This is a genomic window from Mycobacterium sp. NGS50 (assembly GCF_059812545.1).
In genome coordinates, this window is sequence record NZ_JCALCW010000001.1 from 271,465 (window position 1) to 286,245 (window position 14,781).

Below are 14,781 nucleotides of genomic sequence, written 5' to 3' on the forward strand. Positions count from 1 at the left end.
AGCGATACAAGCGCCTCCCGAATTGCGCAGGCCGATCGACGCGCCCTGTGCCCTGATACTGTCGACGCGCCGTTCATGTGTGGCCCACTCGAGATATAACTCCGCCCGCGACGCACTGGCCAACACGGCCTCGACAAGGAACCTATCCACCTGGAGCTCTTCACCGGCTACCGCACCTCTGTCCCACCACGACGTGATTATGGTTCAGCAACAGTGACTTTCACTACTGTCGGGACGGAGCGCCACGATCAACCTGGCACCTTGTGGCACCGCCTTGGAAGGCGCATTGGCACTCCGCAGACACGTCCCACGCCCGTATGCACGCGGCACCTGCCGGGCAATACTTGTCGACAGGACCGTCGAGAAGGATCAGAACTTTTCGCGCTGGACCGAGCCCAACTCAACGCCGGTTACATCCCGACCAGCCCAGCCGTGACCGAGGGTACGACGCTTAGGGGACGAGCACTGCCCGGCCGGGCAGCTTACCGTCCGCCAACTCATCGAAAGCCCGCTGGTAGTCACCAAGTGGGTAGGTCACAGTCTCGACCTTCACCTCCCCGCGTTGCGCCAATTCAATGACCTGGAGCAGGTCCTCGCGGGTGCCACCGTACGAGCGCTGCACATTCACGCCCCACGGCAACGCCTCCCCGTCAAGGTTTGCGGCAAAGGTGAACTGCCCACCGCCGAGGCCGACGAATCGGATAAGTCCTTCGGGTGCAACCACTTTGATCGCCAGATCCACCGTCGGTTGTACACCGACGAAGTCGATGACCACGTCAGCACCGTAGCCGCCCGTCTCGTCAAGAATTCGCGGTACAGCGTCCGTATCACTCATCAGCGTCAGGTCGGCGCCCAGTTCACCCGCGGCGGTGAGCTTCCGCTCGTCGGTATCGAGGGCGATGACCCGGGCGGCCGTGGTGGATTTGAGAATCTGCAGGCCAAGGTGCCCGAGCCCACCGATTCCGATCACGACGACCGTAGAGCCCGGCGTAAGACGATGACGCGCCGAATTGACTGCGTGCATCGGCGTAGCGCCCGCATCCCCGAGTGGAGCGAACTTCACCGGGTCCAGATCACCTAGCCTACAGAGGTATTGCGCCCGGACGATCATGTAGTCGGCCATCGCACCGTCCGGCCCGAGCCCCGCCGTCGTCGGGAACATGGTGCGGGTCCCTGCCACCTCGCATGCGTTCTCCCGGCCTTCCACGCAGGCACGGCAATAGCCGCAGCCCCAGAGCACCATCACGATCACAGCTTCTCCGGGGGAAAATCCCTCCACCCCGGTGCCCACCGCGTCCACCCAGCCCGCCCCCTCGTGACCTAGTGTGCCCCCATAGAACGGCCACATATCACCAAGGTGCAGAACGTGCAGATCCGAATGACACAAGCCCGCGCCGGCAATCTTCACCCTGACTTCACCCGGGCCCGGTTGGGGAATATCTACCTCCTGCAGGCTCAAAGTCGCGGGCGAAACGAGCTTGACTGCGCGCATCATGGTACTTCTCCTCCTACTGTTCGACGGGCTTCAAAAAGCTGTACACATTAACCTTCGCGTGGCCGGCTCAGCACGTGCGCTAAGAAGCTCAACTGGTCAGCCAATGTTCGCTGTTGCCAAGGGCCCTCGTAGACATCGAAGTGATCGACGGGATATTCGCGTAGATGCGCCAGATGCCCTGCCCTTGCAACGGTTCGGCGTGCGGCCTTGGCCGGCACGACATTGTCGTGGGCACCGGCTTGGATCAAGATCGGGCAGGTGAGGCGCTTGGCCGCCGTGATCGGCCGGTTGAGTGCCACCTCCAGGCCCGCGCGTGCACCGACCTCATTGCGCCACGTCGGTCCTGCCATCGCCGTGTATGCGGCCTCGGCGCCCGGAGTGCTAATAATCGCCGCCGCACCCGGTGGACCCACAATTGGGATGTAGTGGGGGGCACGCCCGGCCAGCGCTCCGACCACGTCGCGCACGCCGTGGCCAAGCAGACGCAGCAACTGGAACGGGCCAGCCGAACGCACAATCTGCGCCACCGCGGCCCGGCCATCCGTGGCCGGAGTCATGGAAACCACCGCGACGACCCGATCGTCCTGGGCGGCGACTGCGATGACATGCCCACCCGAGTAGGAGGTCCCCCATAACACAATGCGGTCCGGGTCCACACCGGGCAACCGCCGTGCGGTGGCGATCGCCGAGTGGTAATCCTGGCGCTGGCGACGGAACGATATGAGTTGTCGCGGTGCACCCTCGGAGTCGCCGAAGCACCGATAGTCAAACACCAGAGCATCGATACCGGCCTTGGCGAACGCCTCAGCGTAGGCCGCCAGATTAGTGTCCCGGGTACCACCGAATCCGTGCGCCATGACGACGCACGGGCGGCCACGCTCACCGGTGAACTCGTCTGCCGTGGCAGGCAGATGCCAGCCAGCGCAGGTGGTGCCGCCGCTGGGAAACGTGATCTCGTTCATCTGCCGCGCCCCCTCACGCGGCTGGCACGGCGGCCGCGAACCGCAACGCCGAATCCACCACCGGCCCGTCGCGTAACCGTGCCACATCCTCTTCGTACGCCATCTTCGAAATCCACGGCCCCCGGGTGCCGGCGCGAGGGAATCGAGCAATCGCACGCTGCACGTAACCCGAGCTCAGCTCCATCATCGGAACTCGTTCCATGTCGAGGTCGTCGAGGACGGGCACCACGGTCGCGTGGCCGTGGGTGTCCATCTGCTCGAGAAGCCGGCAGAAGTGCTCGCAGACCAGGTCGATCCGCAGCGTCCACGAGATGTTCGTGTAGCCCATCCCGAACACGAAATTCGGCACCCCGGACAGCATCATCGATTTGAACACGGTGGTGTCAGGGAGGTTCACCGACTTCCCGTCGACGCTGAACACAACGCCGCCGAACGGCAGCATGTTCAAGCCTGTTGCGCTGACGACGATGTCGGCGTCAATCTGGGTTCCCGATTCGAGCCGGATCCCGGAGGAGATGAAGCGCTCGATCCGGTCGGTCACCACCGAAGCCTGCCCGCTGGACAGCGCACGGAACAGGTCGCCGTCGGGAACCATGCATAACCGCTGGTCCCACGGGTCATACCGCGGGGTGAAATGGGTGCCGACATCGAAGTTGTGGGGCAGCCGCCGACGCACGTTGGCGATCAACAATTTGCGCATCAGCTTCGGGTAGCGCTGGCAGGCTTTGAAGATGCCGCGGTTCATCATGATGTTCTTGCGCCGGAGGATCGGGTACGCGCGCTGGTGCCCGATCAGCCGGTTTAGCACCGTCCCGACCGGGTCTACCGCCGGCAGCGACAGCACGTAGCTCGGCGAGCGCTGCAACATCGTGACATGCTTGGCGGTACCTGTCATCGACGGGATCAGCGTGACAGCGGTCGCGCCGCTTCCGATCACCACGACGCGCTTCCCCGAATAGTCAAGATCCTCCGGCCAGTGCTGCGGGTGGATGACCTGCCCCTCGAAGGACTCGATACCCGCGAACTCCGGCATATGCCCGGCGTCGTAGTCGTAGTAACCCGTGCCGGAGAACAGAAGCCGCGCGCTGAACTGCACGGTCTCATCGGTGACGTCGCGCCGGGCCGTCAGTGTCCAGCGACTCGTCGACCAGGAGAAGTCCGCGGCGAGCACCCTGTACCCGAACCGGATGTGCTGATCGATACCGTTTTCGGCGACGGTCTCGCGCAGGTAATCCCGAATGTGGTATCCGTCGGCAATGGACTTCTTGTGCGGCCACGGCTTGAATCCGAAGCCGAAGCTGGGCATGTCCGAGTCCGAGCGAATCCCCGGGTAACGGAACAGATCCCACGTTCCACCGACGGCACGCCGCCCTTCGAGGATAGCGAAGGATCTACGCGGAAAACGGGTCTTGAGATGGTAAGCCGCGGCGATGCCTGAGATTCCGGCGCCCACGATCAGTACATCGAAGTCGGTGGCCAGGTCGTCGGCACTCTTGATTGCAGCGCTCACTTGGTGCCTCTCCCGATTGAGGGTGAATCTGGTTTGAGCACGAGTCAGGGCAGCAGATCCAACGGCAGGCTCGCTGCAGCGACGTCCACCGGATCAAACAGCGCGGCGCTCAGGGCGTTCCATCCGCCCGTCAACATCTCTGACACCGATTGCCCAAGCTGTGAGAACTGATCGAAGACGGACGACAAGTCATTCGATGTCAGGGCCGAGTAGCTGCCCGCGTTCATCAGCGCGACGGCCAGATCGTCGCGCGCATTGAGGAGACCGGCGGCAATGCTGGTAGCCGGGTCGGTGAACGTTTGGACGAAAACCGTTCCGAGTCCTTGCAGACCGATGCCCAATGAACTCAGCGCCTGCGACCAGTCGCCTGAAGAGATGTCGTTGGAAATCGCTTGGATGGTTTGTACCCCGAGCAAGTCCAGCCGCAACTGGGCCAACACCGCGGGCATCAGGATATCCTGGGCCGCCAGCGGAAGATTTTGTACGATCGCGGACCAGCTTTCGGTCGGGTTGGCGAAGAAGTCGCTGCTGAGAGTCGCCATGTTGGGAATCAGCGCCGCGTCCGTCATCCGATCCAGCACCGACGGCACGTCGGTTTGACCGCCGAACACCGCGGTGAATTGGTCGGCTCCCATCGCCGCCTTGACCTGGTCGATTTCGAGCTGGGTGGTCACCCAACCGGCCCCTTGCATCTGGTCGCGAACATAGTCGTATTCGAACAGGCGCTCCTGGAGCAGCGCAGCATACTGCTCGGGGGTGACCGTCGGTGTGTCAGCAGGCAGATAATCGCGGACATCGGCGACGTTCACGACCTGGGTCGTAATGGGAGTCGTGGGAATGGCGCCGTGGACATCTTGGAACCGTGCAAAGATGTTTCCATCGGGGTTGCCGTCGGTATTAATCCAATTCGCGACGCCCGGATTCTGGCTGCTGATGACATAGTAGGTGAACCCGTCAGTGTCCTGGAAGACCTCGGTGTTGTTGAGAGAACCTGTCCCGGTCACAAACGGAAGGTCGTTGGCCCACGCGTTGCTGGACTGGAAGTTGAAGTATCCGGCGTCGACACTGGGCACCTTGACGATCAGCGCCTGGTCTGGCTGAAGTGACCAATGCCCGAAAGCGCTTTCTTGATTCAGCAGTATTGGCCCGCCCGGGATACCGGTACCACTCGGCCGTATTGCGGTGAACGTGTTATCTGGTACCGAGTTCCACAGGTGCTGCAGTCCAGCATTGGTCCAGCTGCCGTTCTGGAATGGCAAGTAGGTGGCGACGTCCTGCAGCCACGACGAAATCTGGGCGTTGGAAAGCACCGGCAGGGTAAATCCTGAGGGGGCGTCGTCCGCATGAATGGTGATATCGTCGTGCAGCAGCCCCCAGTGATCGACGGTGTCCCGCAGCAGCAACGTCTCGGCCCCGGAGCTATCGACCCAGTTACCCGAATGCTCCGTGGGACTCATCGTGAGGGTGTAGGTGCCGTTGGCATTGGGCGTAAATTCTGACAAATCGTAGGTGCGAAGAGCCATGAAGCCACTCGACGCGCCATTGCCGGCCTGTAGCGTGAAGGTGACGTCTTTAGTGCCCGGTCCTGGGTCGATCGTGATCGAAAAATTCTGATTATCGATGATCGGGAAGGTGTATTGATCATCCGGGTTCGGACTGTTGACTAATGGCTGTGGATCCGCAGCGGGGGCGCCCCACGATGCCGGGAAGTATCCCCCATTCAAATCCAGGTAATTGTTTAAATTGTGCGTTTCGATGCCGCTGGTAAGCATACCCACCGACATATTTTGGACATATGCGTGCAGCGTGGTCAGATCAAACGGGGTGACGAACGAGTAGGCGCTGTTCGTGGCCATGATTTGTTGTTGCGCATCGAGAATCTGGTCGATCACCGATTGCAGGGGGCTCGACCCGTTCAAGAGCTGCACCGAACCCGATGAGACCGGTCCAGCCGCAGCGCTTTGCGGGACCACCAACACCACCGCCAATGCGCCAGTCGCGAAGCTCGTCGCCATACTGGCCACCCGAACAAACCGACGCACACGACGCCGAGAACGATTCTGCGACATGTCAGGTCCTCCTGTGAAGAAATGCTGTGACGGCTGAGCAATTCCGCCGGGTTCTCATCGTCTGCAGGCCGGACGCTGCAAGCAAGGTCATTTCGCACCGAGAACACCTATTTGAGTGTGCAAAGTCGATACCCGCAGCTACGCTCAGCGGGTGGGCTGGGAGCGGCCGCCGGAGCGGATCTGTGAGCTGATGCGCTGGGGCGCTGAGATGAGCGTCAATCTTCCCCAAGAGTGGCTCGACGAGCTACACGAGGCCACGCTCGCATCCGAGTTCATGCAGACCATCGCCGGTGATCCGGTGCTCGCCGAAGCGGTCCGGCAGAGCAATCGGTCAAATCGGCTGCACTGGGCGGCCGCCAACATCAGTCATCCCGGCGAGTTGGTACCAGCCAACGTGGGCGCCGAGTCGCTCACCTTTGCCCGTGACCTGATTCGCCGCGGCCTGGGCGAGGCGGCAGCGGTGGATGCGTACCGGCTCGCGCAGAATGTGTACTGGCGGTTGTGGATGCAGATCGCGTTCGAGTTGACCTCAGACCCCCAAGAACTGCGCGACTTTCTCGACGTATCGGCGCGGTCGATGACGTCGTTCGCCGACGCCACGATCGCCGGGATTCATCACCAGATTCAGATCGAACGCGACGAACTCATCGGGGAAACGCACGCCGAACGCCGGGCGATCGTGGCACTGATATTAGACGGCGCTCCGATCACGCGGGAGCGCGCCGAGAAACGGCTCGGCTACAACCTCGGGCAGAGCCACACTGCCGCTGTGATCTGGGGTAACGAGCCAGACACCGACCAGTCCGACCTGGACCGCACTGCCGAGGCGTTGATACAAATCGTCGACGGCTCCAGGGCGCTATCGGTCCCAGCCGGTGCCGCCACCCGATGGGTGTGGTTGCCTGGCGGCGATGTTCCGGACCTGACCGGCGTCACCGCTGCACTGAATCAACTGCCCCACGTGCGGATCGCGGTCGGGTCCACCGAAGACGGAATCGAGGGCTTCCGGCGCAGCCACTTCGACGCCATCACCACTCAGCAAATGATGGCACGTCTCCGCGCCACCCAGCAGATCGCCAGCTTCACTGACGTCGAACTCCTTGCGCTGATCACCGCCGATCCCGTCCGCGCGGATCGATTCATCAAGCACACCCTTGGCGACCTCGAGTCCGCCGACGCGGAGCTGCAACGCACCGTTCTCACCTTCGTCCGCGAACAGTGCAACGCTTCGCGCACCGCCGCGAGTTTGTTCATTCATCGAAACACATTGCTGCACAGACTTGCTCGTGCCAACGAGCTGATGCCAAGACCGCTGGAGGATGCCAGCGCACACGTTGCAGTGGCATTGGAAGCACTCCGCTGGCGTGGCGGGGCTCTGTCCGCGAACAGCAGAGCCACCAAATAGACGCGAGATCGCCCAGCTCAGCGGGTAACCGCTGTGCAGATTGCATCGGTGGATCGCTCGAAATTGGACGATTCGACCTTGGCTAACCGAACTTTCCGCCGCGAAACTTGTCTCACCGCTACCAGCCCACCTGCAGGAGCATCACTTTCGTGGCACACGCAAGCACTGCGACATCACGACCATGACGCTGATCGCACCCCTGGATGCGCTGTTTCTGGCATCCGAGACTCGTGAGCATCCGATGCATGTCGGTGGCTTGTACATCTTTCGCCTGCCTAACGAAGCTGCGCCCGACTTCATGCAGACGCTTTACCAGCAGTTGCTCGAGTACACCGAACTGGCGCCCATGTACCGGCGCAGACCAGCATGGCCCGGGCCATTGCTGGGCGCGGTGCGCTGGATTGACGAGCAGGACGTCGACCTCGAATACCACGTGCGGCTCTCCGCGCTACCACGGCCAAGTCGAGTTCGGGAACTGTTAGCCCTGATCTCCCGGCTACATGGCGGCCTACTCGATCGACATCGCCCGTTATGGGAGTTCCACCTGATCGAGGGACTGGCCGGCAACCGGTTTGCGGTGTACGTGAAGGTGCACCATGCGCTGACCGACGGGGTCAACGCCGTCCGCGCCACCATGCGCATGCTATCGACGGAGCCGACCGGCGAGTTGCGGGCTTTGTGGGCACCGAGTCCGCGTCCCACCCTGCCGCTTGACACACCCGCCAGCCCGTCCGCTCCACCGTTGGATAGGGCCGGGGCTGGGGTAAGGAGCGTCGCCGGGCTGCTGCCGGCCGTCGTGCACGTAGCGGCCCAAGGGCTGCGGAACCCCGAGGCCGCGCTGCCATTCGACGCGCCCAAGACTGTGCTGAACCGGCCGCTGACCGGTGCACGCCGGTTCGCGGCGCAGTCTTGGTCGATCAGGCGGATAAAAACGGTCGCCAAAAGGTACGACGCCACACTCAACGACGTCGTACTAGCAATGTGTTCGGGCGCGCTACGCGACTACCTACGAACCGGGGACCAGCTTCCGGCAAAGTCGCTGGTGGCCGCTGTTCCGGTCGCGCTTCCCCGCACCGACGCCGACGGGAATGCCGTGACGATGACGTTGTGTCGGCTGGCCACCGACGTCGCCGATCCGGTCGAACGGCTCCGACGCATTCAGGCCTCGATGCAGGCGGCCAAGGCCAGTCTGCTGCGACGGAGTCCCTTGCAGCTGTCCGCGATCGGCATGTTGACGTCGATTGGTCCGAGCAGCCTTGCTGCGATTCCCGGATTCAGTAAGGTCGCGTCACCGCCGTACAACGTCGTGATCTCGAATGTGCCCGGTCCGCGCGATCGGCTGTACTGGCACAATGCCGAGCAGGAGGGCTGGTACCCGGTGTCGATGCCCATCGAGGGGCAATCGTTGAACATCACGGTTCTTAGTTACGGCGACAACCTCGGATTCGGGCTCATCGGCTGCCGCCGTAATGTTGCTCACCTGCAGCGACTGTTGACATTCCTGGAAAACAACCTTGCGGCCTTAGAGGTGAGCCAGCCGATCGGCCCTGGTGGCAGATAACAACCGTCCGAGCGCGGCGAAGCCGGGCGCAGCGGGTCGCCACCAGGGCGGACTGGCACGCCGGTACTACAGTTGTGATGTGACCGCCCCGCACGCCATCGCCGCCCCTGATTCCGGACCCGACGCCGGCGCGGTATGGCACTACGGCGACCCGTTCGGTGAGCAGCGCGCCGCCGAGGTCGATGCGGTACTGGTAGACCGTTCCCACCGGGCAGTGCTCACGCTGGCCGGTCCCGACCGTCAAACCTGGCTGCACAGCATCTCCAGTCAGCACGTCAGCGAACTCGCCGACGGCGCCAGCACCCAGAACCTGTCCCTGGATGGCAAGGGCCACGTCGAGGATCACTGGATCCAAACCGAGCTGGACGGTGTCACCTACCTGGACACCGAACCGTGGCGGGGCGAGCCGCTGCTCGACTACCTACGCAAGATGGTGTTCTGGTCCCAGGTGACCCCGGAAGCCGGAGATTTCGCGGTGCTGTCCTTGCTCGGACCCCGGCTGAGCGACCCCGCGGTGCTGGCTGCGCTGGGTATCGACGCGCTGCCGGCGGAGCGGGTGGCGCCGCTGGCCGGTGCGGGGTTCGCCCGCCGGGTGCCCGGCGTCGACGGCCGCCTCGAGCTGGATCTGGTGGTGCCGCGCGGCGGGGTCGCCGACTGGCGCCGCCGGCTCACCCAGGCCGGGTTGCGCCCAGCCGGAGTGTGGGCCTACGAGGCGCACCGGGTGGCGGCGCTGCGCCCGCGGCTGGGTGTCGACACCGACGACCGCACGATCCCGCACGAGGTGGGCTGGATCGGCGGCCCCGGCGAGGGCGCCGTGCACCTGGACAAGGGCTGCTATCGGGGCCAGGAGACCGTCGCGCGCGTCCACAACCTCGGCAAGCCACCGCGCATGCTGGTGTTATTGCACCTCGACGGCTCATCGGATCGGCCGTCCACCGGTGACCCGGTCCTGGCCGCCGGTCGCAGCGTGGGCCGGCTGGGAACGGTCGTCGACCACGCCGAGTTGGGTCCGGTGGCGCTGGCGTTGGTCAAGCGCGGGGTGCCGGCCGACACGCAACTGACCACCGGCGGGGATGCGGAGGTCGCGGCCGTGATCGACGCCGACTCGATGCCGCCGCCCGATGTCGCCGGTGCCGGACGCGCAGCGGTGGAGCGGCTACGGAGCGGAACGCAATAGCACAGCGTGAGCTCCGTCTCGGCACGGCAGGGCATGCCCGCACCCGTCCGCAGGGCACGGTAAGCTACTGGGCAGGACAATATGAAACACAGATCGGAGCCGCCTACTTGGTGGGCCGCTCCGCTATTGCGCGAGGGGGTTCCCCCATGGGCCGCGGCCGGGCTAAGGCGAAGCAGACCAAGGTTGCTCGAGACCTGAAGTACAGCTCCCCCCAAACGGATTTTGAGCGGCTTCAGCGCGAGCTGTCCGGGTCGACCGTTGACGAAGCCGACCTGGACGGTGACGAGGACCCCGGTTCCTGGACCGGCGAGGACGACTGGCGCCGCTGATCTGGCGGCGACGACCCGCGGCGGGCACACTCCGGTGCGCCGGCGGCCCCCGTTGAAGTTGCCGAGGTTCTAAAACCTCGGATGCTGCCCCACCAACTTGGCGCGGGCAGCAGACTTCGCGCCCTTGTCGACGGTTCCCAGGACCCAGCAGTTCAGGTGGCGAGCGGTCAGGATGGCCAGTGCACGGTCGGTGTCCTCGGGTGCGACGACGGCGACCATGCCGACGCCCATGTTGAACGTCTTCTCCATCTCGGCACGCGCGATGCGGCCCCGCTGCGCGATCATCGCGAACACCGGCGCGGGAGTCCACGTTCCGCGGTCCACCTCGGCCACCAGGCCGTGCGGCACGACCCGTTGCAGGTTGCCGGCCAGGCCGCCGCCGGTGATGTGGCAGAAGGTGCGGACCTGGGTTTCGGCGGCCAGCGCCAGACAGTCCTTGGCGTAGATCCGGGTTGGTTCCAGCAACTCCTCGCCGAGCGTGCGGCCGAACTCCTCGACGTGACCGGCCAGATTCATCCGATCGATGTCCAGCAGCACGGCACGGGCCAGTGAGTAGCCATTGGAGTGCAGGCCCGAGGAACCCATCGCGATCAGCACATCGCCGGGCTTGACCCGGTCGGGCCCCAGCACGTCGTCGGCCTCCACGACCCCGACTCCGGTGGCCGAGACGTCGTAGTGGTCCGGTTCCATCAGCCCCGGGTGTTCGGCGGTCTCCCCGCCCAGCAGCGCGCAGCCGGCCTGCACGCAGCCCTCGGCGATGCCGGCGACGATCGCGCTGACCCGCTCGGGAACAACCCGACCGACGGCGATGTAGTCCTGCAGGAACAGCGGCTCGGCCCCGCAGCACACCAGGTCGTCGACCACCATGGCCACCAGATCGAGGCCGACGGTGTCGTGCTTGTCCATCGCCTGGGCGATCGCCAGCTTGGTGCCCACCCCGTCGCTGGACGCCGCCAGCACCGGTTCGCGGTACCCGCTGCGCAGGGCGAACAGCCCGGCGAAGCCGCCGATGCCGCCCCGCACCTCCGGTCTGGTGGCCTTGCCCGCCAGCGGGGCGATCAACTCGACGGCCCGGTCACCGGCCTCGATGTCGACTCCCGCCGACGCGTAGGTGATGCTTTGCCCCGAAGATAGGTCTGCTGCGCGATCCGTCATCGCGGTAAAGGCTACCGGTCGGCGCCGACGGGCGGGCTCGCACCTTGGCGCTGGGTCATGGCCGGCGTAGCGCCGACGCGTTGTCGTTCTCGGCAGCCAGCGCGGCGTTGGCGAGCATGTACTCGACCACGTTCTTGCCCAGCGCGGTTTCCTCGGGCAGCTCGATCGGGTAGTGGCCGTCGAAGCAGGCCGCGCACAGCCGGCTGGCGGGCTGCTCGGTGGCGGCGATCATGCCCTTCTGGGAGATGTAGCCCAGGGTGTCTGCGCCGATCGCGTGCCGGACCGCCTCGAGCATCTCGCTCTCGTTCTCGACGGCGTTGGCGATCAGCTCAGCCGGGGAAGCGAAGTCGATGCCGTAGAAGCAGGGCCAGCGCACCGGCGGCGAGGCGATGCGGACATGCACCTCGACCGCACCGGCCTCACGCAGCATCCGCACCAGGGCACGTTGGGTGTTGCCCCGCACGATCGAGTCGTCGACGACGATGAGGCGCTTGCCGCGGATCACCTCTTTGAGCGGGTTGAGCTTGAGCCGGATACCGAGCTGGCGGATGGTCTGCGACGGCTGGATGAACGTGCGGCCCACGTAGGCGTTCTTGGTCAGCCCCTGCCCGTAGGGGATCCCCGACTCCTGGGCGTAGCCGACCGCGGCGGGGGTGCCCGACTCCGGGACGCCGATCACCAGGTCGGCGTCGGTCGGGCATTCGCGGGCCAGCGCCCGGCCGATGTCGACGCGGGTCTTGTGCACCGACCGCCCGGCCAGGGTGCTGTCCGGGCGCGCCAGATACACGTACTCGAACACGCACGCCTTGGGAGTCGGGTTGGCGAACCGGGTCGAGCGCACCCCGTCGGCGTCGATGGCCAGCAGCTCGCCCGGCTCGATGTCGCGAACGAAGGAGGCGCCGACGATGTCGAGGGCGGCGGTCTCGGAGGCCACCACCCAGCCGCGGTCCAGCCGGCCCAGCGACAGCGGCCGGACCCCCCACGGGTCGCGGGCGGCGTAGAGCGTGTTCTCGTCCATGAAGGTGAGGCAGAACGCGCCGCGAACATCGGCGAGCAGGTCGATGGCGGCCTGCTCCAGGGTGGCGTCGGCTGACCCGTGGGCCAACAGGGCGCCCAGGATGTCGGAGTCGGTGGTGGCTGCCGCCGCACCCCGGGTGTTGACCAGCCCGGCCGCACGGGCACGGTCCATCAGCTCGCTGGTGTTGACCAGGTTGCCGTTGTGACCCAGCGCCACCCCGGTGCCGGCCGCCGTGGTGCGGAACACCGGCTGGGCGTTCTCCCAGGTGGTGGATCCGGTGGTGGAGTAGCGACAGTGCCCGATGGCGATGTGGCCCGGCATGGCGGCCAACGTCTGCTCGTCGAACACCTGGCTGACCAGGCCGAGGTCCTTGAAAACCAACACCTGCGATCCGTCGGAGACCGCGATACCGGCGGCTTCCTGGCCGCGGTGCTGCAGTGCGTACAGGCCGTAATAAGTGAGTTTGGCGACGTCCTCGCCGGGCGCCCAGACACCGAATACACCGCATTCCTCGGACGGCGGGTTTTCCACCTGCTGGTCGATCACTAAGGCTGCTCCCCGTGGCGGCGTGGGTGACGCCGACCAGTCTACGGCGGCGGGCCGAGAAGTCCTATCCGCGTGAGGCTGATCACTATTCGAGTCGCGCCGGTGTCAGAACGGCGGCGGATCGTCGCCGAGATCGTTGCGGGCCACCGCGGGACCCAGCATGGCGGCCCGGCGGGCGTGGCGCCTGGCCCGGTTCCGGCAGCGTTCGGCGGCGACGTAGCGGGCGTGGCTCTCGGCTCGGGTGCGGCGCCGGAGGGGCATCGCGATGCTGCGGTCTGTGCAGCCGGCGGCGCGGCGGGAGGGTTCGCCGATGTCGCCGGTGGGGGTCATCAACATCGGGAACAGCAAGGCGCTGCCCGGCGTGGTGACGTATGTCTGCCCGGTGGGCGAAGTCCAGATCACGGTTCCGTCCGGGAGTTGGCGGTCAGACCAGTTCCAGAACGTCTTCATCAAATGGTGTTCTCTGCACAGCAGTTTCAGGTTCGAGGCATGCGTGAGACCACCAGCGCTGAACGGGGTGGTGTGGTCGATCTGGCACTCGATGGCCGGCCGGTCACAGCCCGGGGCCCGACACGTCAGATCGCGGCAGCGGATGAAATCGGCCAGTGCACGCGACGGGGTGTACCGGGGTTCCGGGGGTGCATCGATCGGCATCGCCACGGCTTGCAGCCGCGCCGATTCGACGAGCTGGGCCAGAAGTTCGGGCGGGATCAACTCCTCGGATCCCAGGACCACACCCGGGGTCTGCCCGCCGCCGGTCACCGACGCCTGATCGGCAACGACGTGAATGAGCACCGGCACCGGCACCGCGGCCGCGTTCGGACAGTCGGGGCGCCCGCACCGGCATTGCAGCCGCTGCGCTCCGGCAGCCAGCGCCCCCAGCGCGTCGGCGTGGCACTGCTCTTTGGTGCGGGGATCCTCCGCGCAGACGGTGGCGGCCAACGCGGTGAGGCGGGCTTCGAGTACCTGGGCGTCGCTGCTGATCAGCGTGCCTTGGATCCCGGCCATCCCGTTCCCGCTGTCCCAGATGGTGATCTCTCGGTCGGTGTGGCGCTGCCGGCGCTGACGCACCGCATCCCGGTCGGCGCGCCACACCACCTTGTCCACGTAGCCGGCCAACCTGCCCGTCGTCATCGACGGCCAGCGCCCCGCCTTGGCCGCCAGGGTGGCATCCACCGCAGCCAGGATCTCGGGATCGGCGATCAAATCGGTGCGGTACACGATCGTCTTGAACGTTGCATAGCTGATTTCACCCTCCGCCAGCAGCACCCCCACCTTCGGCAACCGGTTACGCATCGCCCGGGCGTAATACAGATAGGACGCCGCCCAATGCGTACTGATCCGCAACGCCGCCGCGATCTCCACCGAGATCAGCGACTGGGTGTCACTGCACCACGTCTCCTTCTCCCCGAACTTGCGTAACACCAGCAGATCCAACTCGCTGACCGCCAGCAGCCGGGCCCCGGCCGCCGCATTCTCCGCCCGCATCGACGCACGCATGCGGTCGAAACACTCCGCCGCAGCTTGCTCAAATTCGAACATATGTTCGACTAT

General features: G+C 65.3%; 11 protein-coding genes. 4 read left to right on the forward strand and 7 right to left on the reverse strand.

The genetic code is table 11. From position 1 onward, the window contains the following. Positions 1 to 451: 451 nt before the first annotated feature. The 4 genes from AC5Y36_RS01440 to AC5Y36_RS01455 are packed head-to-tail and all read right to left on the reverse strand — an operon-like array spanning position 452 to position 5,982. Complete coding sequence (locus tag AC5Y36_RS01440; protein WP_500039075.1) at positions 452 to 1,495, reverse strand: alcohol dehydrogenase catalytic domain-containing protein; 1,044 nt, start codon at positions 1,493 to 1,495, stop codon at positions 452 to 454. 47 nt (positions 1,496 to 1,542) lie between these two features. Then, entirely contained in the window at positions 1,543 to 2,457 is a 915-nt protein-coding gene (locus tag AC5Y36_RS01445) for an alpha/beta hydrolase (RefSeq protein ID WP_500039076.1), read from the reverse strand. A gap of 13 nt (positions 2,458 to 2,470) precedes the next feature. Next, on the reverse strand, positions 2,471 to 3,967 hold the full coding sequence (locus AC5Y36_RS01450; protein ID WP_500039077.1) for a flavin-containing monooxygenase: 1,497 nt from the start codon (positions 3,965 to 3,967) through the stop codon (positions 2,471 to 2,473). A 44-nt stretch (positions 3,968 to 4,011) separates the two neighbouring features. Further along, positions 4,012 to 5,982 carry a hypothetical protein gene (locus tag AC5Y36_RS01455; protein ID WP_500039078.1) on the reverse strand — a complete coding sequence of 657 codons (1,971 nt, stop codon included), beginning with the start codon at positions 5,980 to 5,982 and terminating at the stop codon, positions 4,012 to 4,014. Between the two features lie 205 nt (positions 5,983 to 6,187). Between AC5Y36_RS01455 and AC5Y36_RS01460 the strand changes: the two genes are divergently transcribed. The 4 genes from AC5Y36_RS01460 (at position 6,188) to AC5Y36_RS01475 (ending at position 10,508) form a co-directional block, all read left to right on the forward strand. Further along, entirely contained in the window at positions 6,188 to 7,441 is a 1,254-nt protein-coding gene (locus AC5Y36_RS01460) for a PucR family transcriptional regulator (RefSeq protein WP_500039128.1), read from the forward strand. A gap of 181 nt (positions 7,442 to 7,622) precedes the next feature. Continuing rightward, complete coding sequence (locus AC5Y36_RS01465) at positions 7,623 to 9,002, forward strand: WS/DGAT/MGAT family O-acyltransferase (protein WP_500039079.1); 1,380 nt, start codon at positions 7,623 to 7,625, stop codon at positions 9,000 to 9,002. A 79-nt stretch (positions 9,003 to 9,081) separates the two neighbouring features. Further along, positions 9,082 to 10,179, forward strand: a complete 1,098-nt coding sequence (gene ygfZ, locus AC5Y36_RS01470) for a CAF17-like 4Fe-4S cluster assembly/insertion protein YgfZ (RefSeq protein ID WP_500039080.1) — start codon at positions 9,082 to 9,084, stop codon at positions 10,177 to 10,179. Between the two features lie 146 nt (positions 10,180 to 10,325). Beyond that, complete coding sequence (locus AC5Y36_RS01475; protein WP_500039081.1) at positions 10,326 to 10,508, forward strand: DUF3073 domain-containing protein; 183 nt, start codon at positions 10,326 to 10,328, stop codon at positions 10,506 to 10,508. A 69-nt stretch (positions 10,509 to 10,577) separates the two neighbouring features. Here the strand turns inward: AC5Y36_RS01475 and purM are convergent, their stop codons facing one another. From purM to AC5Y36_RS01490, 3 genes are all read right to left on the reverse strand, one after another. Further along, on the reverse strand, positions 10,578 to 11,663 hold the full coding sequence (purM, locus tag AC5Y36_RS01480) for a phosphoribosylformylglycinamidine cyclo-ligase (protein ID WP_500039082.1): 1,086 nt from the start codon (positions 11,661 to 11,663) through the stop codon (positions 10,578 to 10,580). Positions 11,664 to 11,718: 55 nt separating this feature from the next. Continuing rightward, complete coding sequence (purF, locus tag AC5Y36_RS01485) at positions 11,719 to 13,224, reverse strand: amidophosphoribosyltransferase (RefSeq protein WP_500039129.1); 1,506 nt, start codon at positions 13,222 to 13,224, stop codon at positions 11,719 to 11,721. A gap of 108 nt (positions 13,225 to 13,332) precedes the next feature. Further along, the gene (locus tag AC5Y36_RS01490) at positions 13,333 to 14,769 is read right to left on the reverse strand and encodes an HNH endonuclease signature motif containing protein (protein ID WP_500039083.1); all 1,437 of its coding nucleotides are present in this window, start codon (positions 14,767 to 14,769) and stop codon (positions 13,333 to 13,335) included. Between the last annotated feature and the right edge of the window lie 12 nt (positions 14,770 to 14,781).

Coding starts and splice junctions, on each gene's coding strand:
- AC5Y36_RS01440 (WP_500039075.1), bottom strand. CDS start 1,495: ATGATGCGCGCAGTCAAGCTCGTTTCGCCCGCGACTTTGAGCCTGCAG.
- AC5Y36_RS01445 (WP_500039076.1), bottom strand. CDS start 2,457: ATGAACGAGATCACGTTTCCCAGCGGCGGCACCACCTGCGCTGGCTGG.
- AC5Y36_RS01455 (WP_500039078.1), bottom strand. CDS start 5,982: ATGGCGACGAGCTTCGCGACTGGCGCATTGGCGGTGGTGTTGGTGGTC.
- AC5Y36_RS01465 (WP_500039079.1), top strand. CDS start 7,623: ATGACGCTGATCGCACCCCTGGATGCGCTGTTTCTGGCATCCGAGACT.
- AC5Y36_RS01475 (WP_500039081.1), top strand. CDS start 10,326: ATGGGCCGCGGCCGGGCTAAGGCGAAGCAGACCAAGGTTGCTCGAGAC.
- purM (WP_500039082.1), bottom strand. CDS start 11,663: ATGACGGATCGCGCAGCAGACCTATCTTCGGGGCAAAGCATCACCTAC.
- AC5Y36_RS01490 (WP_500039083.1), bottom strand. CDS start 14,769: ATGTTCGAATTTGAGCAAGCTGCGGCGGAGTGTTTCGACCGCATGCGT.